Genomic DNA, 25949 nt, shown 5'->3' on the forward strand with positions numbered 1-25949 from the left:
ACACCTGCTAATCAAGACCCCAAACAAAAAGAGCGCCGGAATGGCGCTCTTTTTGTATTTATACTTATCCCGATTGGTATTACTCTGCCAGCACCGCAGGTATCTGCTCTTTGATCAACCACGCTATTTTTTCATAACGTTCACGCAGCGGTGAACCTGGTCGGTAAGCTAAGGTGATCAATCGGGTCGGTACCGGATCATAAGCCTTAATATAACTAACACCGTCACGACTGTGCGCTTTCGGCGTTGCCAGCTTAGGCAGTAGCGTAATGCCACTGCCTGCCGCCACCATGTTACGCAGCGTCTCTAAACTGGTCGCTTTAAACTGGCCGTCTTCTTTGGCACCGGCGGCAAAGCAAAATCCCAGCGCCTGATCTCGCAAGCAGTGGCCATCACCTAACATCAGCAGTGTTTCACCATTGAGGCTTGCCATATCCAGCGACGTTTTCTCTGCCCAGGGGTGAGCATCGGGAACAGCAACAACCATAGGTTCGTCGTAGAGAGGCAACTCAATAAAATGTTCGGTTTCTTTCACCGCAGCCAGAATAAGGCAGTCCAGCTTGCCGGCTTCAAGCTGATGCACCAGCTGATGGGTTTGCGCCTCATGTAAGAACAATTCCAAATCGGGAAATGACTCTTTGAGGGCAGGAATTATCAACGGCAACAGGTACGGCCCAACCGTTGGAATAAAGCCAATATGCAGCGGGCCAGCCATACTCTCCCCTTGCTGGCTCGCCAGCTCGGTCAGTACTTTCACTTCCACTAATACCTTCTGCGCCTGCGTTACCAGACTCAGTCCGGCATCGGTAAATAACACCCTGCGGCTGGTTCGTTCTAACAGCGATACCCCTAATTCATCTTCCAGCTTGCGGATCTGCCCGCTCAGCGTCGGCTGACTGACAAAACAGGCTTCTGCCGCCTTTCTGAAATGTTTGTGCTCAGATAAAGCAACCAGATATTCAAGATCACGGATATTCATGTGGTTTTCCGTTCCTACGATAGGAATTAACTATCAAAACAATAACAGTAAACGATTGGAGCTATCAAGCCAGAAGTCGCATAATCATCACATCAAAACGGAGCCCAAGTGAACTAACAAGGTATAGCTTGATACGCTCCGGTTGAATCAAACAAACATTTAAAATTTAAGGAATACCATTATGTTCGCATCGAAAGAAGGTCAGGCTGTACCACAAGTTACTTTCCCAACTCGCCAGGGCGACCAGTGGGTAAACGTCACAACAGAAAAGTTATTCGCAAACAAAACAGTCGTGGTTTTCAGCCTGCCAGGCGCATTTACCCCGACTTGCTCTTCAAGCCACCTGCCACGTTACAATGAGCTGGCATCGGTATTTTCTGAGCACGGCGTTGATGACATTCTATGTATCTCTGTAAACGATACCTTCGTTATGAACGCATGGAAAGCTGACCAGGAAGCAGAAAACATTACATTCATCCCTGATGGCAACGGCGAGTTTTCACAGGGCATGGGTATGTTAGTCGACAAGAAAGAGATTGGTTTCGGCCCGCGCTCATGGCGCTACAGTATGCTGGTTAAGAACGGGGTAGTAACAAAAATGTTCATCGAAAACGATGAGCCGGGCGACCCGTTCAAAGTCTCAGATGCCGACACCATGCTGAACTACGTTGCACCAAACCACAAGATGCAAGAGTCAATCACTGTGTTCACGAAGCCTGGCTGTCCGTTCTGTGCAAAGGCAAAACAGAACCTCATCGATAAAGGTCTTCAGTATGAAGAGGTTATCCTAGGTAAAGATGCAACGACAGTGAGCCTGCGTGCCGTATCAGGTAAGAGCACAGTACCTCAGGTATTCATCGGAGGTAAACACATCGGTGGTAGCGAAGAACTGGAAGCGTACCTAGGCTAATCCGGCCAAAGCAATAATAAGGTGGGGTGAACATACCCCACCATACGGATATTTAGGCCGAATACTGGCAAGACTTGATTGGAGAAAACCGAAATGAAAACCCTGAATGTTGATGTTGCAGTTATTGGTGGTGGTACTGCAGGCCTGGGCGCATACCGTGCAGCCAAAGCCCATACTGATAACGTAGTAATGATTGAAGGCGGCCCTTACGGCACCACTTGTGCGCGCGTGGGTTGCATGCCATCAAAACTACTGATCGCTGCGGCTGAAAGCGTTCACCAGATCGAAAAAGCACCGGGCTTTGGTGTTTATCCACAAGGCGAAATTGTGATTAACGGCCGTGATGTCATGGATCGGGTAAAACGCGAACGTGACCGCTTTGTTGGCTTTGTTCTGGAAGGGGTTGATGAGATTCCGGCGGAAGACAAAATTTCTGGCTATGCCAAGTTTATCGACAACAATACCCTGATTGTCGATGACCACACCCAGATCACTGCCAAGCGTATTGTTATCGCTACCGGCTCCCGCCCTGCCTATCCTGCAGTTTGGAATGAGCTTGGTGACCGCCTGATCATCAATGACGATGTATTTGACTGGGATGATCTCCCTCGCGCAGTGGCCGTATTTGGGCCAGGCGTGATTGGCCTTGAACTTGGTCAGGCTCTAAAACGACTTGGTGTAGAAGTGGTGATGTTTGGCCTTGGCGGCCAGGTTGGCCCGCTGACCGATCCTGCTGTGATGGCCTATGCCGATAAAACCTTCAACGAAGAGTTTTACCTTGATGCCGATGTCAGACTGGAAAGCATGAAGCGACAAGGTGATGTCGTTGAAATCAAATACCTTGGCAAAGATGGCGAGATCAAGGAGATCACCGTTGATTACGTACTGGCTGCAACAGGCCGCCGCCCTAACGTCGACAAGCTGGCAATTGAAAACACGGCGATTGAGCTGGATGAACGAGGTGTACCTGTTGCCGATCACTTCACTCTGCAAACGTCCGTCGACAGCATTTTCATCGCCGGCGATGCCAGCAACCAGCTACCGCTGCTGCATGAAGCTGCCGACCAGGCACGAATTGCAGGCGGTAATGCAGGCCGCTTCCCGGATATCCGCGCCGGGCTGCGCCGCTCAAAAATCTCAGCCGTGTTTTCTGATCCGCAAATCGCAATGGTTGGCGAAGCATACAAAGAGCTCACCACTCGCCTTGGCAACTGCGGTTGTTTCGAAACTGGTGAGGTATCATTTGAAAACCAAGGCCGCTCACGTGTCATGCTGCGTAACAAAGGGGTGCTGCATGTCTACGGCGAGCACGGAACCGGACGCTTCCTGGGTGCCGAAATGATTGGCCCGAATGCCGAGCACCTGGCACACCTGCTGGCCTGGGCGCACCAGAACCAAATGACGGTGGCTGATATGCTGGATATGCCATTCTACCACCCGGTGATTGAAGAAGGTGTCCGTACCGCCCTGCGTGACCTCAACGCCAAGCTACATCTGGGTCCGGAGATGATAAAACACTGCCTGGACTGCGGCCCGGGTTGCTAATCAGTAAAATGTACTTGTAGCGTTAATACCAGCAAAAACATATGCCCTCTCCCTATGAGGGCTTTTTCGTCAGCCCCGGGTTAAGACCAACCGAAATAAGAAAGTTTTACTGAGAATGGCCACCAGCAGTACAATGCAGGTGTTATGGGGTAATTTGAGAACTAAACGATGGGATGTAACCACTGCAGCAGCCATGCTTTCAGCCAACAGGCGTTCAAACAAAAGTTAGGCCGTTGTCGTCAATGCATGTGGCAGTTAACCGTGTTAAGTGGATTAAGCTGGGGCGCGTGGTGGTATTTCTACCATACCCAACCTACCAAGGTTGAATCTATCGCTCTCATCTTTGCCGCCAGTGCATTTTCACTGTTACTGGCGGCCCACCTGCTGGTCGCCTTCATTCGACGCCTAGCTATACCCAAGTAACCTCAAGATAAAAAAGTCTGACCTTTTTCTTAATAAAGAAAAACCGGCTAATAAACCGATTTTCATCTTTTAAGTCGTTTATACAGAGAAGCTGATGAATTCAGATTTAAGCCACATTCACGGTAGGAATGGCCAGTTCCTGATCCAGACGCACTTCCAGTGCTACTTCATCACAAGCATGCTGACGCGGACAACGATCGCAATCTTTCATCACCTTCTCCGGCAGCAATGATTTAGATGTCGGTATAAAGCCCTGTTTCATAAAGAATTCTGGCACCCTGGTTAGGACAAAGACATTCTTAATTGCCATCTGCCTGGCCTTCTCAATCAGATATTCGACAACGGCCTTGCCTTGCCCCTGATGCTGCCAGCCTGCTTCAATACCCAGCGAGCGGATTTCCGCCAGACCTGAATCATAAACATAAAGCGAAGCACAACCCGTTACGGTACCGTGGTGTTCGGCGACCGCAAAAGAGCCAATATCGCGCACCAGTTCATTACGTTTACGCGGCAGGTTTTCCCCCAGGCCGGCCCAGTAAACCACCATACCTTCAATCGCATCGAGATCGGTCAGACGAGCGCCACGTACTTTCACCTCGGGCGAATAGCGCTTCTCTAACCGCTTTTCAACCTGACCAATCGCATAGTCGACCTGATTAGGCGCCACACCTCCTAGCGCGCAACGCTTATCTAAGCACGACTCTATGGTCAGGATCGGGTAGACATCCTCATCAATTACCGCCGAGAATTCTTTCATCTCATCGAGTGACAGTTCTTCTAATGCACATCCCTTGGCAATAGCCGCCACGACCGCGACCCCCACAATGTGGTGCGCCTCACGGAATGGAATGCCTTTCGCCACCAGATAATCTGCCAGCTCTGTCGCATTCGAATAGCCTTGCATAGCCGCTTCAAGGGTACGTTCTTTATTAACCTGAATGCCGTCAAAACAGAGTGCAGCCATTTCCATGCAGTCATTCCAGCTGTCTAAAGCATCAAAAAGACCTTCTTTGTCTTCCTGCATGTCTTTGTTGTAAGCCAGCGGCAACGCTTTAACGGTCATCATCATGCCCGTCATCGCGCCGTAGACCCGGCCACATTTACCGCGGATAAGCTCAAGGGCATCCGGGTTTTTCTTTTGCGGCATCAGTGAAGACCCTGATGTCACGGTATCCGCTAACTCAATGAAATTAGATTCACCCGAGTTATAGAAGATGAGATCTTCGGCCATCCGTGACAGGTGCAGCATCGAAATAGACGCCGTCGATAGCAATTCCATCACATGATCGCGGTCAGATACGGAATCTAAGCTGTTACGAGTCGCCCGCTGGAAACCAAGGCTATGGGCCAGCATTTCACGATCAATCGGATATGCCGTTCCGGCCAAGGCACCTGACCCCAGAGGACAGGTATCAAGGCGATTTAACGCATCATGCAAACGCGAGTAATCACGCTCAAACATTTCAACGTAAGCCAGACACCAATGGGCAAACGTAACCGGCTGAGCACGCTGCAAGTGGGTATAACCCGGCAGGACGGTGCCCTGATGCTCACGCGCCACAGAGACTAACTGGTTTTGTAGCTTGTCCAGCATAAGAAGAAGCTCCTGACCCTGCTGACGGCACCAGAGCTTCAGATCAGTCGCGACCTGGTCGTTACGAGAACGCCCCGTGTGCAACTTCTTACCTAAATCACCGACTTTGCCGATTAGCTGCTGCTCAACCCAGCTGTGAATGTCTTCCGCATCAGAATGTAAAATCTGCTCCGGATCTTCCATCACTGCCAGTTTCAGCTCATTCAGCGCCAGCTCTAACCGCTGCTGCTCTTCTTCCGTCAATACACCAACCTGATGTAGTGACTTTGACCATGCTATAGAACCAACGATGTCTTGCTCCGCCAAACGGTAATCAAAACGTAGTGAATCGTTGAACTGCTTAAACCGTGTGTCAGCTGCCTGACTAAAACGTCCGCCCCATAATGCCATGGTACTTCTCCTATGCTTCGCGACTCGACTTGCTCATTGCTTCAATGAAATTATTTTTGTTTTTTCAGTTCGTTCAACGCACGGATACGGCTTGCCAGCGAGTAAAGACGAATGAAGCCACCTGCATGGCTGTGGTCATACACTTCATCCTCCCCGAAAGTAGCAAACTCTTCTGAGTACAAGCTATTTAACGAGCGCTTCTGAACCACTGTTGCCTGACCTTTATACAGTTTTACCACAACTTCGCCGCTCACATCTTTAGCTAGTTCCTCGGCGGCGGCTAAAATCGATTTACACAGAGGGGTAAACCAGCGGCCATCGTAGATAAGGTGCGATGCTTTTAAACCGACCGTTTCACGGAACTCATACGATTCTTTATCCAGCACGAGTTGCTCAACGGCACGCAGTGCTTCATTCATGATGGTGCCACCCGGAGTTTCATAGCAACCACGGGACTTCATGCCAACCAGACGGTTTTCAACGATATCGATACGACCAACACCGTGCTCGGCACCTTTTTCATTCAGGTATGTCAGGGCATTAAATGGTGACATTGCCTTACCGTCAACCGCAACGACTTCGCCTTTCTCGACCAGAATTGACACTGTTTCTGGGGTATTTGGCGCGTCTTCTGGATCTTTCGTCCATACCCAGCATAGTTCATTAGGCTGGTTCCACGTATCTTCCAGCACGCCGCCTTCGGTAGAGATGTGCCATGCATTGGCATCACGCGAATAGATCTTTTCCAATGTTGAAGTGCAAGGGATATCACGCTCTGCCAGATAATCCAGCAGGGCTTCACGGCTACGCAGATCCCATTCACGCCAAGGTGCAATAACTGTAAGATGCGGAGCCAGAGCAGCGAAGGCTCCTTCAAAACGAACCTGGTCGTTGCCTTTACCGGTACAGCCATGGCACAGCGCATCAGCCCCCACTTTCAAGGCACACTCGACCTGCGCTTTGGCGATAATTGGACGCGCCATGGATGTACCCAGCAGGTATTTCCCCTCATAAATCGCACCGGTTTTCAGGCTTGGGTAGATATAGTCTGCCACCATCTCTTCTTTCAGATCGGCGATATAACAAGATGATGCACCTGATGCGATAGCTTTCTCTTCGATGCCTTCAAGCTCAGCGGATCCCTGGCCGACATCGGCAACAAACGCGACAACTTCACAGTCATAGTTCTCTTTCAGCCATGGAATGATTGCTGATGTATCCAGACCGCCGGAATAGGCTAATACGACTTTAGTTACCTTACTCATGATGCTCTCCTCATGCCCGTTCGACGGTCATCCCGTTCAGGCTGCTTTAAAATGTTCTGAAATAAATTGTTCTAAAACTGTTTGCGTTAAAACCACGTTTCGACTGTGCTGTTGTCATTGACAGTTAACGCTGGCGTTAAACTGAAAATTTAGTACCGATACTCTGGCCATCAAATAACGCTGCCAGCCTGTCGGGATAACGCCAGGTTGCCACTTCAATCGGACGACCTAAGGCTTTTGCTGCTTCAAAAGCAGCACGTACTTTTACGATCATGCCGTCAGTGATCACGGCTTGGGTGATCAAGGCTTCGGCTTGCTGTTCAGTCAGGCTCGGGATCAGGTGTCCCTTGCCATCCAATACGCCGCTGACATCCGACAGCAGTACCAATTCCGCATCAAGAGCAGCGGCGACTGCAACTGCCGCCTGATCGGCGTTCACATTCATCAGATCACCGTTGGCATCAAGGCCAATTGAACTGACGATAGGCAGATAGCCCGACGCCATGATTTGTCTTACCAGCGCGCAGTTGCCCGGCGCGGCTTTACCCACCGAACCCAGATCCGGGTCCAGCTCGGTGACCTGACACAGCCCGCCATCAGCCAGGCTCAAACCCACTGCCGAAACACCGGATTTAATCGCTTGCCCTTGCAGTATTTTGTTCGCGGTTCCCGCCAATGCGCCGGCAATAAATGGGATCAGCTCTTTGGGCGTCACCCGGAGTCCTTCTTTCTTGACGGTTTCCAGTTGTAATTTTTTCATTAAATCATCAACCAGATAACCGCCGCCATGTACGATCAGTAATGGGCGCTGGGCACTTTCCTGATAGTGATGAATGGCATTGAACAGCTTTTCCAGCGTTTCATCACACGACAGTGCTGCACCGCCTAATTTAATAACCAAAGGGATCTGACTCATGGTGACGGCTCCTATACCAACGCAGTTAATTGCGGAAAGTCATTGCGAATATTTATGCATTGAACGGCCTGACTGGAGGCGCCTTTCAATAAGTTATCAATCGCAGATGTTAAAATAATGTGCTGATCCTGTACTTTCCAGCCAATGTCGCAGAAACAGGTATTCACAACATTCTGAATACTGGCCGTTTGCTCACCCAGCAATCTGACAGCATGGCCACCGGCAATCCCCGGATAGGCCATCGCCATTGCCTGCGCGACCTGCTCAGCCTCGACACCCGCAGCTAGCTTTGCCGTAATCGTCGCCAGAATACCGCGCTTGAAGCTGCCTAAATGAGGGGTAAAAATCACCTCACTGCCGAGATGGCAGGCAATTTCCGGCTGATGCCGGTGACTGAACAGGCCATAAGCCTGCAAACTCACCTCACAAAAACTATTGATCATTGATGCTTTGCGCCCTGCGCCCGACACCCCGCTCACCGCGTTGATAACAGGCCATTGATTTTTATCGAGTAGGCCAGCTTCAATAAGGGGTTTAAGCGCCAACTGAGAAGCGGTTGGATAACAGCCGGGCACCGCAATTAACTGGGCATGTTTAATCGCCTTGCTGTTCCATTCGGCTAAGCCGTAAACGGCCTGCTCCAGCCATTGAGAGTGCTGGTGGACAAAACCGTAATACTGAGTATAGAACTCATCATTCTTCACCCTGAATGCACCTGACAAATCAAACACCTGACAACCTGCGGCCAGAAAAACCGGGGCCAGGTCATGGCTCACTTCATGGGCCGTTGCCAGTAAAACAATGTCCGCCTGCTCGGCAACCGCAGCGGGTTCGGATAAAGGCTGCAGCGGCAAATCCACGATACCCTTGAGCTGGCCATGCAGCTCGCTGATGGGCTTATTGGCATCCAGGCTATTGGCTGAGACAAACAGGCCAGCCAGTTGAAGGTGGGGATGTACGTGCACCATTTTTGCCAGCTCCGCGCCGGTATAGCCGCTGGCACCGATAATGAAGGTGTTCAACATAAGAGATTCCGTTTTATGTGCTTTGGTTTTTTGTAAAGCATTAGGTTTTGAAACAGTGCTGTTGACACAGCGAGTGATGGGGTGCACGAGAGGCACCAAGCGAATCAGACTTAGCGTCGTCGGAGGGAGTTCTGATTGTTGATCTTCGCTTGGTTCATGTTAAATTTTTCCCACTTCTGGCTTAAGAGCCCGGTTGCAATATTATTAATCTGCGCAAGAAAATACAATTAAATACTTATTCACCTTGCTTGCATTTATATTTTTACCGACTAATCCTTAACCTGTCAACAGCAGAAACAGAAAAAATGGTCATTTCAGGCTTTAGCTATGCTTATAAAGATCGCATTTACAAATCTGCCCCCTGTTCTGCCAATACGGTTCGAAACAAAGCCATGCGACGGGAACAAATGCGGTCATAAGTCATCAACAGTCTTTCCTGTGGCAATACTGCCAAATGGCGTACATGATCCGGCTGTTTTTCCGTCTATTGGCAGTGTAATCACACAAAATATGTGCCACATGACATATGTTGACGAAATAAACTTTCAGGACTAAAGGCAGATTATGACCAAAATCAAGGTAGACTCGATTTATCGCCCGCAAATGTAATCACAGTTGACCTGAAAGTGGGATCGCGGATAGATTGTCACAAGACCGTTGCAGATTGGATGTAACAAAATTACGAGATGGATACGATATGAAGGAAAAATACAGCGCGTTAAGAAGTAACGTAAGTATGCTCGGCCACATGCTGGGTAATACCATTAAGGATGCGCATGGTGAGCCACTGTTTGAGAAAGTGGAAACCATACGTAAGCTGTCTAAATCGGCTCGGGCGGGTAATGACGACGATCGCGCCAAACTGATCGATGAATTACAAAACCTCCCTGATGATCAGCTTCTTCCTGTTGCTCGTGCCTTCAGTCAGTTTCTTAACCTGACCAATATCGCCGAACAGTACCATACGATCTCCCGCCACTGTGAAGAACACATTTGCAGTCCGGATTCTATCGATTCACTGTTTGGTAAGCTCAACGCCAATAGCGTCAGTCAGTTTGACTCTATTCAGGCGGTACGTGATCTGAACATTGAGCTGGTACTGACCGCTCACCCGACAGAGATTGCCCGTCGCACCATGATCCACAAGCTGGTGCAGATCAATAAGTGCCTGTCGAACCTTGAACTGAGCGAACTTTCTCACAGTGAACGCCAGCGCGTTGAGCAACGTCTAGAGCAGCTGATTGCCCAGGCATGGCACTCTGACGTCATCCGCAAACAGCGCCCGACGCCGCTCGATGAGGCCAAATGGGGTTATGCGGTGGTAGAAAACTCGCTATGGCAAGCGGTGCCTGAGTTCCTGCGTCAGTTCGACGAGAAATTGGTTCACCATCTGGGTGAAGGCCTGCCTCTTGATGCCTCGCCCGTTAAATTTACCTCATGGATGGGAGGAGACCGTGACGGCAACCCGTTCGTGACCTCAGAAGTCACCCGAGAAGTGCTGTTGCTGTCCCGCTGGAAAGCTGCCGATCTGTACCTGGGTGATATCCAGGAGCTGGTTAGCGAACTGTCGATGGTCAAATGCAATGATCAGGTCCGCGAGCTAGCTGGCGATGAGCATGAACCCTACCGTGCCATCCTAAAAGAGTTACGCACCAAGCTGACCAATACCCGCGACGTACTGGATGCCAAAATTCAGGGCCATAACGCGCCTAATCTTGAAACGATCACTCACGTCGATCAGCTGTGGGAGCCTCTGCACGCTTGTTACCAGTCCCTGCACGCATGCGGCATGGGTATTATTGCAGACGGCCTGCTACTTGACGTTCTGCGCCGTATTAAGTGCTTCGGCATTCATCTGGTCCGCCTTGATATCCGCCAGGAAAGCACCCGTCATTCTGATGTTATTTCAGAGCTGACCCGCTATCTGGGGATCGGCGATTACGATCAGTGGAGCGAGCAAGATAAAGTGGCTTTCCTGATCCGTGAGCTGGCGTCAAAACGTCCGCTGTTACCGCGAGACTGGCAGCCCTCAGCTGATGTACAGGAAGTCATCGATACCTGCAACGCCGTTGCCGAACAACCCCGCGAAGCGCTGGGTGCCTATGTGATATCAATGGCACGTACTGCCTCTGATGTATTAGCGGTGCATCTGCTGCTTAAGGAAGCGGGCTGCCCGTTCCGCATGGATGTCTGCCCGCTGTTCGAAACACTGGAAGATTTAAACAATGGCGCGGCAGTCATCAAGCAATTGATGAGCATCGACTGGTACCGTGGCTTCATTCAGAACCATCAAATGGTGATGATCGGCTATTCCGACTCGGCGAAAGATGCCGGGGTGATGGCCGCTGGCTGGGCACAGTACCGCGCAATGGAAGAGCTGGTTGATGTCTGCGAAGACGCGGGGGTTGAACTGACTCTGTTCCATGGCCGCGGCGGCTCTATCGGTCGTGGCGGTGCTCCGGCACATGCTGCACTGCTCTCTCAGCCTCCTCGTAGCCTGAAAGGCGGCTTGCGTGTTACCGAGCAAGGGGAAATGATCCGCTTTAAGCTGGGCCTGCCCGAGGTTGCTGTAAACAGCCTAAGCCTCTACGCCAGTGCCATTCTTGAAGCAAACCTGCTACCGCCACCCGCACCAAAACAAGACTGGCGCGATCTGATGGACGTGCTGTCTGAAGTTTCCTGCGAAGCGTACCGCAACGTAGTGCGTGGCAATGAGCAGTTCGTGCCTTATTTCCGCGCCGCTACGCCAGAGTTAGAACTGGGCAAACTGCCCTTAGGCTCTCGTCCGGCGAAGCGTAACCCGAACGGCGGGGTCGAAAGTTTACGTGCGATCCCTTGGATTTTTGCCTGGAGCCAGAATCGCTTACTGCTACCTGCCTGGCTAGGTGCCGGTGAGGCAATCCAGTATTCAATCGACAAGGGCCATGCCCAGCTACTCGAAGATATGTGCCGGGAATGGCCATTCTTCTCGACCCGCCTGGGCATGCTGGAGATGGTGTACACCAAAACCAATGTCGGCATTGCACAATACTATGATCAGCGCCTGACAGATAAGTCATTGTGGCCTCTGGGGCAGCAACTGCGCGATCAGTTACAACAAGATATTAAAGCGGTGCTGAATGTTGAAAACAACGCGCACCTGATGGAGCAGGACCCGTGGGGTGCCGAGGCCATCCGCTTACGTAACATCTATGTTGAGCCTCTCAATATGCTGCAGGCTGAATTGCTATACCGGACTCGCCAGCAAGAAGAAATTTCACCAATACTGGAAGAGGCACTGATGGTCAGTATCGCGGGTATCGCAACGGGGATGCGAAACACGGGTTAATCCGCCGCACCTGAGAAAACCGAATAAGGCCACTTCGTGTGGCCTTTATTTTATCCTACCGATCCGCCGCATCCCTGTTTATCACCATGATCAAATCGCCCAGCACTTATTTTATTCTGACTCAAAATTGAGACAAACGTCCATCAATGTCTTGCACTAGAGTAAATGGTGAACCTTGTGAAAACAGGTGATGCAAAACCTCTTGCACTGCCAATCTGGAGTTATTGTCTGGATAAATGTCACAAGACAAGCAATTGACAGCCTAAGTGAATAAATTATTTATCCTGTCAGGTATCAGTATTGAGCATATTGATGATATCCTATGTGATCTCGATCAGGCAGTGCAACATGACGATTATAACAAACGCCAAAGAGCGAAGGGTAACGTCCGTTTGATTGTATTTTTTTCTTTGCAGTATTTTATCGGATAGAAGAGATGTCACTACCACACGTAATTTTAACCGTGCTAAGCAATCGCGACGCAACCGGTTACGATATCACCAAAGAATTTTCACACAGCATCGGTTATTTCTGGAAAGCGAGCCACCAACAGGTGTATCGCGAACTGAATAAAATGGCCGGCAATAACCAGGTAACCTGTCAGCTTCAACCACAAGAAGGTAAACCGGACCGTAAGGTCTACTCGATTACCGATCTAGGCCGTCAGGCACTGTTTGAATGGTTCCAGGAGCCCGCTCGCAATCCGACGATCCGCGATGAGTTCTCGGCCAAGCTACTGGTTTGCGGTGTTCATAATTCAGAGCCAATGCAACAACAGCTCGAGGCACTCATTGAAGAGTCTCACTCGCTAATGAACAACTATGAGGAGCTGGAAAAAGTCCACTTTGCTAATTACAAAGAAATGGATCGCCAGTCTCGTCTTGACCGCCTGACCCTACGCCGCGGCATGCATAATCGCCAGGCGTGGATTTACTGGGCAGAAGAAGTTCTGGCTGAGCTGAAAGATCTGGATAGCGAAGCAAGCAAGATTGCGATCACCAAATAACGGAATGTCGTTATTTCGCTATACCGACTAAAAAAGCCGCTCTGAGCGGCTTTTTTATTGGCATCAATAACACGGTATCCGTTTCATCCCATTGGTATTAAGCCTCGACACCCGGCTTTACGCCCAAGGTATGACAAATAGCGTAAGTCAGTTCAGCCCGGTTAAGGGTATAGAAATGAAAGTCTTTTACCCCTTCGCGGCTCAGAATGCGCACCATATCGATCGCATTGCTGGCACCGACCATCTGGCGGCTAAGCAGATCGTCATCCAGCCCCTGATATTGCTTCTCTAACCAGCCTGGAATTTTAACGTTGTTCGCCAGTGCAAATCGCTTGGCTTGCGTCATGTTGGATACCGGCAGGATACCCGGCACAATTTCGACATCAATGCCAGCGGCAGCACAACGGTCGCGAAAGCGCAGATAACTTTCTACGTCAAAAAAGAACTGGGTGATAGCACGGCTCGCCCCCGCATCGACTTTGCGCTTAAGGTTGATCAAGTCGGCCTGAGCACTTTTCGCTTCTGGATGCACTTCCGGATAGGCGGCCACCGAGATATCAAAATCGGCCTCCTTACGTAGCAACTCAACCAGTTCTGCGGCATACATATCAGGCCTTACGCCTTGTTGTGGTAAGTCACCGCGTAATGCCACGATGTCGCGGATCCCATTGTTCCAGTAATCACGGGCAATGGTACGCAGCTCATCGCGGGAGGCATCAATACACGTCAGGTGAGGGGCCGCTACCAGTCCGGTTTGATCTTTAATCTCTTTAATAATGCTGTGAGTACGATCCCGTTCGCCCGAGTTGGCACCATAAGTCACTGAGACAAATTTTGGCTTCAGCGTTTTCAGACGGTGAATAGAATTCCATAGGGTTTCTTCCATTTTCTCACTGCTTGGCGGAAAAAATTCAAAAGAAACATTAATGTCACCATTAAGATCTGCAATGTTTTGATTTAAAGAATCTAAGTGGCTTGCGTGAGAATACCCCATAGTCAATCCCTTCCTATTCTGGCCAGCCCTCGGCCTATTCAGCAACAAATGTGACGTCTGAGAAACAACCATTTAGACGTCTATATGTCTACAGAATGTCTTGTAACCAAATTAATGTCAACAAGGTGATCATGAATTTTTTTCAACTTCACATTCATAAACTTCAACATAACTTAAACACAAAAGCCCGCTACAGGCGGGCTATTCATGGCTGTTAGGTGATTAATTCCAGCTTTACTTCATACCGTGATATATCAAACTAGATTGGTTGCCATTTGGCATACTCTATAGCATCGCGGCCAGACGGTTGATATCAGACAGCAATGCGCCGGCGGTGACATCACGGCCGGCTCCGGGCCCGCGGATCACCAACGGATTATCACGATACCAGCGGCTTTCAATGGCAAAAATATTGTCGCAAGGCAGTAAGTTGGCCAGGGCATGCTCTGCCGGCAACGCTTCAACCCCCACATGCGCTTTGCCATGCTTATCCAGACGCGCAACATAACGCAGCACTTTATCTTCTTTCAGGGCTTTGTTCAGACGCTCGAACAACAGCTCGTCAAGCAGGCTGATCTGCTCAAAGAATCCGTCAAGCGTCAGATCTGCCAGTTCTACAGGCACTAACGAGCCCACCTTCACTTGCTCTGGCTCTAACGCCAGCCCTGATTCACGGGCCAGGATCACCAGTTTGCGCATCACGTCGCTGCCATCGAGATCATGCCGTGGATCCGGTTCGGTCAGCCCTTGCTGCCACGCCTGCTCTAGCAGCTGAGAAAAAGGCTGCGAGCCATCGAACTGCTGGAACAACCAGGATAACGTTCCGGAAAAGATCCCCGATACCGCAATAATTTCATCACCACTTTCACGTAAGTCCCGTACCGTGTGATTCACGGGCAGGCCCGCACCGACGGTGGCATTATATAACCAGTGGCGGCTGGTTTTGGCAAAGGCATCCTGCACCGCATGATAATCATCGCTCGAGGCTGAACCCGCGACTTTATTCGCTGAAATCAGATGCAAGCCATTTTCAGCCATGCTGGGGTATTTCGCCGCCAGCTCCGCACTGGCCGTCACATCCAGTACCACCACATCATCATAAGGATTAGAGGCTAAGGCCGCGAGCAGCTCCCCGTCGGCGTACTCCACGGCTTCATCCTCAAACGCGCCGAGGGCACGAGTCGGTTCAATGCCCTGAAAATCAACCCAGTGACGGCAACTGTCGGCAACACCGATTAAGGTAAAACTCATACCGTGGCGCTTCTCAAGCTGTTCTTTCTCAGCATCAAACAGCTCAAGCCAGCGGCTACCTATATTGCCTTTACCGCACAACACCAGGCCAATACGTTTCTGAGCCTGAAACAGGCTCTGATGAAGACCGACAATCAAGTTTTCAGTATCGACCTTACGCAGCACCGCGACCAGGCTCAAGCCTGATTCCGCTTCTTCCATAAACTCCACCGGCAGCCTTTTCAGCTGCTGATAGAAGCCGTGGCAATGCACGGGGTTATTCACCACACCCGCCCCTACCGCGGCAACCATTGAGAAGCCTTCGCGTAACCTCAGCTCGGCAGCAATCCCACTGTCTTGCAGCAGTGCCAGTACGCCATTCACCACCTCGCTGGTGTATGCCAGCAAAATACGTCCCTGATCGGCTTCAGTACTCTGTGCCAGCGGTAACAGCTGCGCACGCTGCAAAATACGATCCAGCTCGGCCTTTACGGGTTCAAGATCGTGTGAACGCGGTATCTCTACTTCAATCAGGCATATCTCATCTAATGAGGTGACAATTTTAGCACCACGCCCGGAAGCCAATATACGCTCGACCCGGGTCGAGCCGGATTCCGGCTGATGGCTGCTGCGCAAGGTTAAACCAATCGCACTCTGTGCAACGGGCTGTAAGGTTCGGCTATGCAGCACGGGAGCCGCCAGACGGGCCAGTTCATTGGCTTCATCCAGGCGCAGCAGAGGCAACAAGCAGGCGTCACCGACTTTGCGCGGATCCGCGCTGTATACGCCAGCCACATCACTCCAGATAGTCACTCGCGACACCTCCGCCAAGGCACCAATCACAGTGGCAGAATAGTCAGAACCATTACGCCCTAGCAACACCGTTTCTTCCTGCTGATTACGCGCCATGAAGCCGGTGATCACAATGCGATGCAAACTGTGCTGGGCCAGCTGTTCTTTTAGCAACGGCCAGGATTGAGCGCGATCCACTTCCGGTTGAGCCATCCGCTCTGCGCGAAGAAAGCTTCGCGAATCAAGGTAAGTCGCGCGCATCTCTTGGCGATTAAGTAAAGCAGCCAGCAATCGGGCAGACCACAGTTCACCATGGCCTAAAATCGCCGCGTATACCGGTTCAGTAATATCCTGCTCATTCAGCTTAGCCAGTTTACTCAGATCTAGATGCAGCTGGGTTAATAGTTCATCGGCAACAGAGCCGGTCACCAGCGCTTCGATTAGCCCTTGCTGATACTGGCGCAAGCTTTGCAGCGTCTCATGGGCCTGACGCCCGTCTTTGCCAAGTCGTTCAATCCACTCAATCAGCTTATTCGTTGTTTTTCCGGCCGCTGAGACCACAATCAGATCTTCAACATCAGAATACTCCCGCAGGATCGCGGCGACCCGCCGATAGCAATCAGGGTCGGCTAGGCTACTGCCGCCAAATTTATGGAGCTGGCGATGGGCTGGCTGTGTCATCATGCTCCAACCTCCGCAGCCTGCTTAAATGCCTGCTCAAGATCCACGATAAGGTCGCGAGGATCTTCCAGGCCAACCGACAGGCGTAACAGTGACGGCTTAATACCGGCTTCGGCCTGTGCTTCATCGGTCATCGCACGGTGAGTCATACTGGCAGGGTGAGCAATCAGGCTTTCCGTGCCCCCAAGAGATTCTGCCAGCGAAAAACAGTTAAGAGCCGCAACAAATACTTCCAGCTGACGCTGGCTGCCTGCCAGTTCAAAACTGAGCATGGAGCCAAAACCCTGCTGCTGGTTAACGGCAATATCATGACCCGGGTGATCCGGTAGCGCCGGGTGATAAATCTGCCCGACCAACGCCTGAGTTTGCAGATATGCCAGCACCTGGGCTGCATTTTCTTCATGCATCCTCATCCGGGGCACTAAGGTTCTTAAACCCCGCAGGGTTAAATACGCATCAAACGGCGCGCCTGTTGCCCCAATGCAGTTCGCCCACCAGGCAATATTCTCGGCTTGCTCCGGATCTTTGGCAATCAGGATCCCCCCCACGACATCAGAATGACCATTGATATACTTCGTGGTGGAGTGCACCACAAAATCAGCCCCCAATTTTATCGGTTGCTGCAAGACCGGTGATAGAAAGGTGTTATCAACCGCAACCTGCGCACCAACCTGTGCTGCTTGCTGGCACAAGGCTTCAACATCAAGCACGCGTAACAGCGGGTTTGACGGGGTTTCAACCCAGACAATTTTGGGTTTTTTCGCCAGTGCCGCGGCAAGTGCGGACGGATCGGACTGGTCGACAAACGCAACGTTGAAATCACCTTTATTGGCACGGGTATTAAACAAACGGTAGGTTCCGCCGTAGCAGTCATGCGGGGCAACAATTAAATCTTCCGGGCCTAATAGCGCAGAAACCAATAAGTTAATGGCTGCGGTACCGCAACTGGTGACCACGCCTCCGGCACCGCCTTCCAGTTCTGACAAGGCATCGGCTAACATATTACGGGTCGGGTTACCCGAGCGGGAGTAATCGTACTGGGGAAGCTCACCGAGCCCTGGAAAGCTATAGGTGGAGGTCAGATAAATCGGTGGAACGACGGCATTGTGCTGGCTGTCCGATTCAATACCGGCACGTACCGCGATGGTGGCAAACTGCTTGTCACTCATAATAACCTTCCTTGTCTCGGGCTAAGCCCTGTTCCCGAATAAAATTGCAGCAATCACATTAACCACATTCAATTGAGCCGTCAACACCTCTAGACGTCTATATGTCTTTCCTTATGGCAGTAAATCCCGCTAAAATTCGGAGATATATTTATTTGATCCCAACATCGCTGAGAAGGTAGAACATGGCAGAGTGGAATGGCGAATACATCAGCCCATACGCGGAACACGGTAAAAAAAATGAGCAAGTTAAGAAAATTACTGTTTCGATTCCATTAAAGGTTTTAAAAATACTGACGGATGAGCGTACTCGCCGTCAGGTAAATAACCTGCGTCACGCAACGAACAGCGAACTGCTGTGCGAAGCATTCCTGCACGCTTATACTGGTCAGCCGTTACCAACCGATGACGACATCCGTAAAGATTGCCCAGATGATCTGCCAGCAGAAGCCAAAGCCCTGATGGACGAAATGGGGATCAAATACGAAGACATCAATGAATAATTGAACCGGTACGCGCTCGTAAGCCACCTGCTATCTCTCTTTACAGATGATAGACGGATATAAAAAAACCAGCCAATCGGCTGGTTTTTTGTTATCGGCATAAAGCTATCTGTCGGTATTCAGTTTGCCGCTCTATTTCAAGAGCACTTTTATTTGTCTTCCATGTAGCCAACAGGCATCTCAATCTGGGCGACACCCGAATCAATCGCCGCCTGGGCGACAGCTTTGGCCACACGAGGAAGTAGACGTGGATCCATTGGTTTAGGAATAATGTACTCCATGCCAAATTCCAGTTTGTCGACGCCCGCGGCTTTTAGTACTTCCGCAGGAACCGGCTCTTTGGTCAGTTCACGAATAGCTTTAACCGCGGCCAGTTTCATTTCGTCATTGATCTTGCTCGCGCGTACATCCAGCGCACCGCGGAAAATGAATGGAAAGCAGATAACATTATTGACCTGGTTAGGATAATCAGAGCGGCCAGTCCCCATGATCAGATCATCACGTACCGCATGTGCCAGCTCTGGCTTGATTTCCGGATCCGGATTGGAACAAGCAAAAACAATGGGCTTATCAGCCATCAATTTAAGTGCTTCAGGTTCAAATAGATTCGGACCCGATACCCCGACAAAGATATCAGCGCCTTCGATAACATCTTCCAGCGTACGTTTATCGGTATTATTCGCAAACAGCTGCTTATATTCGTTAATGTCGTCACGGCGTGTATGAATGACCCCTTTGCGGTCAAGCATGTAGATCTTCTCGCGCAGGGCACCTGACTTAATCAGCAGTTCCATACATGCCACCGCCGCCGCCCCGGCACCTAAACAGACGATAACAGATTCACTAATCTCTTTGCCTTGCAGCTCAAGGGCATTCAGCATCCCAGCGGCTGTTACAATCGCGGTACCATGCTGATCATCGTGGAAAACAGGGACACTACAGCGTTCAATCAGACGTTTTTCGATTTCAAAACAGTCGGGTGCTTTGATGTCTTCCAGGTTGATACCACCGAAGGTATCTGCGATGTTGGCCACCGTATCAACAAACTCATCGATAGTGCGGTGCTTCACTTCAATATCAATAGAATCCAGCCCCGCAAAACGCTTAAACAGTAGCGATTTACCTTCCATTACCGGCTTGGATGCCAGAGGACCAAGGTTACCTAACCCCAGAATTGCCGTACCGTTCGTAATCACCGCAACCATGTTGCCTTTACCCGTGTATTTATACACATTCTCTGCATTTTGGGCGATCTCTCGAACAGGCTCCGCGACACCCGGGCTATACGCCAGCGCCAGATCTTCAACCGTATCAGCCGGCTTAGTAAGTGCTACTGCGATTTTTCCTGGTACTGGGTAAGCATGATAATCAAGTGCTTGTTGGCGAAAATCTTCAGACATAGTGTTCTGGGTCCTAGGTAAAAAGGAGAGCTTGATCCTAAATGAAAATGATGTTCAGTTCGATCTTGAGAGGCAGATCATATTCTATCGTGATAGAAAATCCTAGTTCAGTACAACAGGTCAAGCCAATTGCATGCTCATATATGATACTTCGGCAGAAAAACGGGTAGAAAATGTGCTACACAGGAAGAGGGAGATAGATAAAACAGCCAGAACGGCTTAATAAAACGGTAGAAAACGCGAAGGCAAAATGACAAAAAGGGATGCATAAGCATCCCTTTTCTCGGAATTCATCTGGCTAAAATTATTTAGCAGAAAGAGCACCGAAACGCTTGTTGAACTTGTCAACACGACCACCAGAGCTAACTTCACGCTGCTTACCGGTGTAGAATGGGTGACATTTGTCACACACATCAAGGTTAACGTCTTTACGCATAGTTGACTGGAATACGAAATTGTTGCCGCAAGAACAACGAGCGTTCACTGCTGAGTAATCTGGGTGGATACCTTGTTTCATGGGATAACCTCAAGCTAAGGCCGTGTCGCTCTCCCGATCCAAAGCCGGGCACCACACGTCGTTAAATACAGTATGCCGCAAATGCGACAAATTAGGCGGCGTATAGTAATCAATCACGCAGCCCAGATCAACCAACTCGCTACTTTTTTCATCACATTATTCGTCGCCTGCTTGCTATGGCTAGATTTATACCCAAATGACTTCAAGATGGATGAACTCTGCATTTTGAAGTGGTGGGGGATCGACCAGTCACTGACAATAACCCCGTCATATTTATCCGTTTGGGATAAAGCGCCGGGCAAGGTACACTTCCCTCATAAAATAAAAGTCTTCCTTCATTATAGATCCTGCAGCCGTTCAGCTCTCTCGAGCGGGATAGTTACAGCTTTTTCAGCGGTTAGTTATGACACCCAAGATTGCCAAAGTGGCCCTTCCTGTTCCATTGGATAAAGCCTTTGATTACCTGGTCAAACCCGGCACATCCCCTGTCGTGGGTGGTCGGGTACGCGTTCCATTCGGGCGGCAGCAGCTGGTTGGACTGGTCATCGCCCTGACAGATCACTCTGATTTCCCGCTTAACCAGTTAAAGCCTCTTAACGCGGTGATCGATACCGCACCACTGTGGCAACCACCGCTGTTCAGCCTGCTATCCTGGGCCAGCAGTTATTACCAGTATCCATTGGGAGATACCCTAGCAAACGCCATGCCAGCGTTACTGCGCAAAGGACGGAGTGCCTCTCCTGCCACCCTGAAATACTGGACGCTAACTGAAGCAGGCCGGGATCAACCGCTAACGGCCCTCAAGCGCGCGCCACGACAGGTACAAGTGCTGAATATTTTGCGCCACGGCAACGCCAGCCATGAAGCCTTACTGGCCGAAGAAATCAGCTCTGCAACCCTGAAAACCTTGGCGGAAAAGGGCTGGATTGCTGAGCAACAGGAAAAACCGCGCCTGAACGACTGGCACAAAGATTTTGCCCTGACCGAAGAAAAACCCCGCTTGCATGAAGAGCAGGCCCTGGCCATCGCAACCATCAATGCGAATCCCGATTTTGCCTGTTATTTACTGGAAGGCGTCACCGGCTCAGGCAAAACTGAGGTCTACCTCAATCTGTTAGAGCCGGTATTAGCCGCTGGAAAGCAGGCACTGATCCTGGTGCCTGAAATCGGCCTGACCCCGCAAACCATAAACCGTTTTCGCCGCCGATTTAATGTTCCGCTGGAAACCGTGCATTCAGGCCTGAATGATACCGAGCGCCTCTCTTCCTGGCTGGCGGGGCGCGATAACCAGGCGGGGATCATTATCGGTACCCGCTCAGCCTTATTCACACCATTTAAGAACCTCGGCATCATCATTGTTGATGAAGAGCATGATGCCTCGTATAAGCAGCAAGACAGCTTGCGTTATCATGCCCGTGATCTGGCCGTCATGCGGGCCAATAAAGAAAACATACCCATCGTATTGGGATCGGCCACGCCAGCGCTGGAAAGCTTGCATAACGCCAAAACCGGTAAATACCACCACCTGCAGTTAACTCGGCGGGCAGGCAATGCACAAGTGGCCCGGCACGGCGTCTTAGATGTCAAGGGATTGTATTTGGAAGCCGGACTCTCCGCCCCTTTAGTGGCGCAAATGCGCAAGCATTTGACCGCGGGTAATCAGGTCATCCTGTTTCTCAATCGGCGCGGTTATTCGCCGGCGATGATCTGCCATGAATGTGGCTGGCTGGCTGAATGTGACCGTTGTGATGCCTACTACACCCTGCATCAGCAGTCGGGGCAGTTACGGTGCCATCACTGTGCCACCCAACGTCCGATCATGCATCAATGCGAGAGCTGTGGCTCGACCCAGCTTCATGCGGTCGGTGTCGGAACCGAGCAGCTGGAACAACAGCTAGCGACATTGTTCCCTGAATACAAAACCGTGCGTATCGATCGCGACAGTACCCGCCGTAAAGGGGCGCTGGAAAATTACCTCGAGGCCATCAAAAATAATGAGTACCAGATCCTGATCGGCACTCAAATGCTGGCCAAGGGTCACCATTTTCCCAATGTTACCTTAGTGGCTTTGATTGATGTCGACAGCGCGCTGTTCAGTAATGACTTCCGGGCATCGGAACGACTTGCCCAGCTGTTTATTCAGGTTGCAGGCCGTGCCGGACGCGCCAGTAAACCTGGTGAAGTTCTGCTGCAAACGCACCACCCGGAGCATGGCTTATTACAAGCTTTATTGCACAAAGGGTATGATCATTTTGCCGATAACGCGCTGCTTGAACGCAAGCAAGCTTTGCTGCCACCTTATACTCATTTGGCGCTGTTTCGCTCAGAGGCCAACAATAGTGACCATAATGTCCAATTTTTACAGCAAGTTCGCAGTATTTTCGAATCAAACCCGCTATTTAATCAAGCCGATGAACACCATAAAAGCTATGTCATGGGGCCAAATCCCGCACCTCTGGCACGCCGCGCTGGCCGTTATCGCTGGCAGTTATTACTGCAAGCCCCTGATCGGAAAACCCTGCAACGCATGTTAGCCATTGCCAAACCCGCGATTCAATTACTGCCTCTTGCCAAGAAGGTTCGCTGGTCAATTGATGTCGAGCCACAGGATTTAACTTAAAACAAACAATGCGATACAGATCACATTATTAATGTAATTTATGCTATTGAGAGCATGTTTAATCGCACTCTTAGAGCCTACAATAACAGCCTTGTCGGCATAGGTATCAGCTCTATTTGGCTAGGGTCCTCCGGCAATATTATGAGAGAAATAATAGAGAGGAACTGCAATTATGGCGACAATGAAGGATGTTGCCCAGCTTGCCGGTGTCTCAACAGCCACGGTTTCCCGTGCCCTGATGAACCCGGAAAAAGTCTCGGCCTCGACCCGGAAAAAAGTCGAACAAGCCGTTATGGAAGCTGGCTATTCACCCAATTCACTAGCTCGGAATCTTCGCCGCAACGAATCAAAAACCATTGTTACTATTGTCCCTGATATCTGTGATCCCTACTTCACAGAAATCATTCGCGGTATTGAAGAAGCCGCGATGGAACATGGCTACCTGGTTTTGCTTGGCGACAGTGGTCAGCAAAAGGTCCGCGAAAATTCCTTTGTCAACCTCGTGTTTACCAAACAAGCGGACGGCATGCTATTGCTCGGTTCCGATTTGCCCTTCGATGTCAGTAAACCCGAGCAGAAAAATCTACCGCCTTTGGTGATGGCGTGCGAATACGCACCAGAGCTGGAGTTACCCACCGTTCATATCGATAATTTAACCGCCGCGTATGAGGCCGTTAACTATCTGACTCAGATGGGCCACAGGCGTATTGCCCAAATATCCGGACCGGATCAAGCGGCACTATGCCAGTTCCGAGCCCAGGGATATCAGCAAGCACTCCGCCGTGGAGGCATTGAACTCAACCCGGCCTACACCGTCAAAGGTGACTTCTCATTTGCCGCTGGTGCCCGTGCAGTCACGGCCCTGCTTTCATTACCAGAGCCTCCGACAGCACTGTTTTGCCACAGTGATGTCATGGCTATCGGGGCAATGCAGCAAGCAAAACGCCTGGGATTACGTGTACCGCATGACCTGTCAATTGTCGGATTCGATGACATTCAATTTGCAGAATACTGCGATCCACCGCTTACCACCGTTTCCCAGCCACGTTATGAAATCGGCCGTCAGTCGATGTTAATGCTGCTGGAACTATTAAAAGGTAAAGAGGTACAGGCAGGTTCTCGTTTGCTGGACGCCAAACTTGTAATAAGGGAAAGTGCCGCCCCACCAGCACATTAATGACGTGCCAGCCAGATATACCGTGAGCTTATGAGTTTTGGCATAAGCTCACAAATATCAGCAACGGACCGACGTTTACCCCCTTTGAACGTCACAGAAACACTAGTCAGCCACCGTCCAAGTTTGTAACATAGGGTTTATTATTTTTGCCGTTATATTGTCATCATTGTGGCCACTAAAGATTATGTAAAACGCGGACGCTCGCCCAAAAAGCCAGCCCGCCCCAATCGTAAAGCGCCAGCATCCAATGGCTTCCCAATTAAATGGGCCATCATTGCCCTGCTCCTTGTCAGCGCTCTCGGTTATGGCTTGTATTTCCTATCTAGCTCACCGGCTCCCAAACCAGCCCCCGAGCCAACAAAACCTGTGGCAGTTAAACCAAAGCCCAAACCAATCACTAAAGCCAAAGAGACCGCTTTGCCCCCCAAACCAGAGGAAAAATGGCATTATATTGAAGAGCTGGAAAATAAAGAAATCCAGGTTGAATCAAAGCAAGCCGAGAAACCGGGCCGCCCGTACCTGATGCAATGCGGGGCGTACCGCAGCAAAGAGCAGGCGGAACAACGCAAGGCGATGATTGCTTTTCAGGGACTTGAGAGCCAGGTAAAAACTTCCCAGGGCGAAAAAGGCAACTGGTATCGCGTCATTCTTGGCCCGTATCCACAAAAGCGCAAAGCCGAAAGCGATCGCAATATGTTACGCCGTGCGGGGATTGAGCCATGCGCTATTTGGTTTTGGGAGTGATCGCCAATCAGGCATAAGCCTGACCACCCCAAGCGCGACTTAATGTCTTTACCAAAAGGATGCCTGAGCATCCTTTTTTGTTATTTGCGACCTCCAATTGACAAAATCGTTTATCACTTTTGGCTTGAAAAATTATTCTTTCATCCCAACTATAGTAATAACATCGATACCGGCGCTGCGCCGGAGAGAACCAAAGAGGTTAGACCGTGACAACAATCGTATCTGTACGTCGAAACGGTAAAGTCGTTATTGCCGGTGATGGCCAGGTTTCCCTGGGCAACACTGTGATGAAAGGTAACGCGCGCAAAGTACGCCGTTTATACAACAACAAAGTTCTGGCTGGCTTTGCTGGCGGCACAGCTGATGCCTTCACTCTATTCGAACGTTTTGAGCGTAAGCTTGAAATGCACCAGGGCCATCTTCTTAAGGCGGCGGTGGAACTGGCCAAAGACTGGCGCACCGACCGCATGCTTCGTAAACTCGAGGCCCTGCTAGCAGTCGCTGATGAAACCAGCTCATTAATCATTACCGGTAATGGTGATGTGGTTCAGCCAGAAAACGACCTGATTGCTATTGGCTCAGGGGGTAATTTTGCCCAGGCGGCCGCAACGGCCCTGCTGGAAAATACCGATTTGGGTGCCCGCGAAATTGCCGAGAAAGCACTGAATATCGCTGGCGATATCTGTGTTTTCACCAACCACAATCATACCATTGAAGAGCTCGATACTAAGTAAGGAAGCCGCT

20 protein-coding genes are annotated in these 25949 nt (G+C 50.5%); 10 read left to right on the forward strand and 10 right to left on the reverse strand.

Annotation, left to right across the window (positions count from 1 at the left end; genetic code table 11):
* Positions 1-79 precede the first annotated feature (79 nt).
* Positions 80-979 (reverse strand): DNA-binding transcriptional regulator OxyR, encoded by a 900-nt coding sequence (oxyR, locus tag C9I89_RS11230; protein ID WP_107283452.1) that lies wholly within the window; start codon positions 977-979, stop codon positions 80-82.
* A 181-nt stretch (positions 980-1160) separates the two neighbouring features.
* Here oxyR and C9I89_RS11235 point away from each other — a divergent pair, with 181 nt between their 5' ends.
* The 3 genes from C9I89_RS11235 (at position 1161) to C9I89_RS11245 (ending at position 3857) form a co-directional block, all read left to right on the forward strand.
* A complete protein-coding gene (locus tag C9I89_RS11235) occupies positions 1161-1889 on the forward strand; it encodes a glutathione peroxidase (protein WP_107283453.1) in 729 nt (242 codons plus the stop codon).
* A 93-nt stretch (positions 1890-1982) separates the two neighbouring features.
* Positions 1983-3434, forward strand: a complete 1452-nt coding sequence (locus tag C9I89_RS11240) for a dihydrolipoyl dehydrogenase (RefSeq protein ID WP_107283454.1) — start codon at positions 1983-1985, stop codon at positions 3432-3434.
* Between the two features lie 168 nt (positions 3435-3602).
* The gene (locus C9I89_RS11245; RefSeq protein WP_107283455.1) at positions 3603-3857 is read left to right on the forward strand and encodes a DUF3624 domain-containing protein; all 255 of its coding nucleotides are present in this window, start codon (positions 3603-3605) and stop codon (positions 3855-3857) included.
* A 106-nt stretch (positions 3858-3963) separates the two neighbouring features.
* Here the strand turns inward: C9I89_RS11245 and argH are convergent, their stop codons facing one another.
* The 4 genes from argH to argC form a co-directional block, all read right to left on the reverse strand.
* Complete coding sequence (gene argH / locus C9I89_RS11250; RefSeq protein WP_107283456.1) at positions 3964-5841, reverse strand: argininosuccinate lyase; 1878 nt, start codon at positions 5839-5841, stop codon at positions 3964-3966.
* Between the two features lie 50 nt (positions 5842-5891).
* The gene (locus C9I89_RS11255; protein WP_107283457.1) at positions 5892-7106 is read right to left on the reverse strand and encodes an argininosuccinate synthase; all 1215 of its coding nucleotides are present in this window, start codon (positions 7104-7106) and stop codon (positions 5892-5894) included.
* 136 nt (positions 7107-7242) lie between these two features.
* A complete protein-coding gene (gene argB / locus C9I89_RS11260) occupies positions 7243-8022 on the reverse strand; it encodes an acetylglutamate kinase (RefSeq protein ID WP_107283458.1) in 780 nt (259 codons plus the stop codon).
* Positions 8023-8033: 11 nt separating this feature from the next.
* Complete coding sequence (argC, locus tag C9I89_RS11265) at positions 8034-9047, reverse strand: N-acetyl-gamma-glutamyl-phosphate reductase (protein ID WP_107283459.1); 1014 nt, start codon at positions 9045-9047, stop codon at positions 8034-8036.
* A gap of 697 nt (positions 9048-9744) precedes the next feature.
* Between argC and ppc the strand changes: the two genes are divergently transcribed.
* Positions 9745-12375, forward strand: a complete 2631-nt coding sequence (gene ppc / locus C9I89_RS11270; protein WP_107283460.1) for a phosphoenolpyruvate carboxylase — start codon at positions 9745-9747, stop codon at positions 12373-12375.
* Positions 12376-12811: 436 nt separating this feature from the next.
* Entirely contained in the window at positions 12812-13381 is a 570-nt protein-coding gene (locus tag C9I89_RS11275) for a PadR family transcriptional regulator (RefSeq protein WP_107283461.1), read from the forward strand.
* A gap of 97 nt (positions 13382-13478) precedes the next feature.
* Here C9I89_RS11275 and metF read toward each other — a convergent pair whose 3' ends face one another.
* The 3 genes from metF to C9I89_RS11290 form a co-directional block, all read right to left on the reverse strand.
* On the reverse strand, positions 13479-14375 hold the full coding sequence (gene metF, locus C9I89_RS11280) for a methylenetetrahydrofolate reductase (protein ID WP_107283462.1): 897 nt from the start codon (positions 14373-14375) through the stop codon (positions 13479-13481).
* A 285-nt stretch (positions 14376-14660) separates the two neighbouring features.
* On the reverse strand, positions 14661-17078 hold the full coding sequence (locus C9I89_RS11285) for a bifunctional aspartate kinase/homoserine dehydrogenase II (protein ID WP_107283603.1): 2418 nt from the start codon (positions 17076-17078) through the stop codon (positions 14661-14663).
* Positions 17078-18247: an O-succinylhomoserine (thiol)-lyase gene (locus C9I89_RS11290; protein ID WP_107283463.1), complete on the reverse strand. Its 1170-nt coding sequence runs from the start codon at positions 18245-18247 to the stop codon at positions 17078-17080. Before C9I89_RS11290 ends, C9I89_RS11285 begins: the two co-directional genes overlap by 1 nt.
* Positions 18248-18429: 182 nt before the next feature.
* Between C9I89_RS11290 and metJ the strand changes: the two genes are divergently transcribed.
* Entirely contained in the window at positions 18430-18747 is a 318-nt protein-coding gene (gene metJ, locus C9I89_RS11295; protein WP_107283464.1) for a met regulon transcriptional regulator MetJ, read from the forward strand.
* A 149-nt stretch (positions 18748-18896) separates the two neighbouring features.
* Here the strand turns inward: metJ and C9I89_RS11300 are convergent, their stop codons facing one another.
* Both C9I89_RS11300 and rpmE read right to left on the reverse strand, forming a co-directional pair.
* Complete coding sequence (locus C9I89_RS11300) at positions 18897-20147, reverse strand: malic enzyme-like NAD(P)-binding protein (RefSeq protein ID WP_107283465.1); 1251 nt, start codon at positions 20145-20147, stop codon at positions 18897-18899.
* 304 nt (positions 20148-20451) lie between these two features.
* Positions 20452-20664, reverse strand: coding sequence for a 50S ribosomal protein L31 (gene rpmE, locus C9I89_RS11305; RefSeq protein ID WP_107283466.1), 213 nt, complete (start codon positions 20662-20664; stop codon positions 20452-20454).
* Between the two features lie 403 nt (positions 20665-21067).
* Here rpmE and priA point away from each other — a divergent pair, with 403 nt between their 5' ends.
* The 4 genes from priA to hslV all read left to right on the forward strand — a co-directional run bounded on the left by priA (position 21068) and on the right by hslV (position 25939).
* Positions 21068-23284: a primosomal protein N' gene (gene priA / locus C9I89_RS11310; RefSeq protein ID WP_107283467.1), complete on the forward strand. Its 2217-nt coding sequence runs from the start codon at positions 21068-21070 to the stop codon at positions 23282-23284.
* 172 nt (positions 23285-23456) lie between these two features.
* Positions 23457-24461 carry a DNA-binding transcriptional regulator CytR gene (gene cytR, locus C9I89_RS11315; RefSeq protein ID WP_107283468.1) on the forward strand — a complete coding sequence of 335 codons (1005 nt, stop codon included), beginning with the start codon at positions 23457-23459 and terminating at the stop codon, positions 24459-24461.
* A gap of 168 nt (positions 24462-24629) precedes the next feature.
* Positions 24630-25205, forward strand: a complete 576-nt coding sequence (locus C9I89_RS11320; protein WP_107283469.1) for an SPOR domain-containing protein — start codon at positions 24630-24632, stop codon at positions 25203-25205.
* A gap of 206 nt (positions 25206-25411) precedes the next feature.
* Positions 25412-25939 carry an ATP-dependent protease subunit HslV gene (gene hslV, locus C9I89_RS11325; RefSeq protein ID WP_107283470.1) on the forward strand — a complete coding sequence of 176 codons (528 nt, stop codon included), beginning with the start codon at positions 25412-25414 and terminating at the stop codon, positions 25937-25939.
* The last annotated feature ends 10 nt before the right edge of the window (positions 25940-25949 follow it).

Origin of the sequence: Photobacterium lipolyticum (genome assembly GCF_003026475.1) — a bacterium.
In the GTDB taxonomy this organism is placed as follows: Bacteria; Pseudomonadota; Gammaproteobacteria; order Enterobacterales; family Vibrionaceae; genus Photobacterium; species Photobacterium lipolyticum.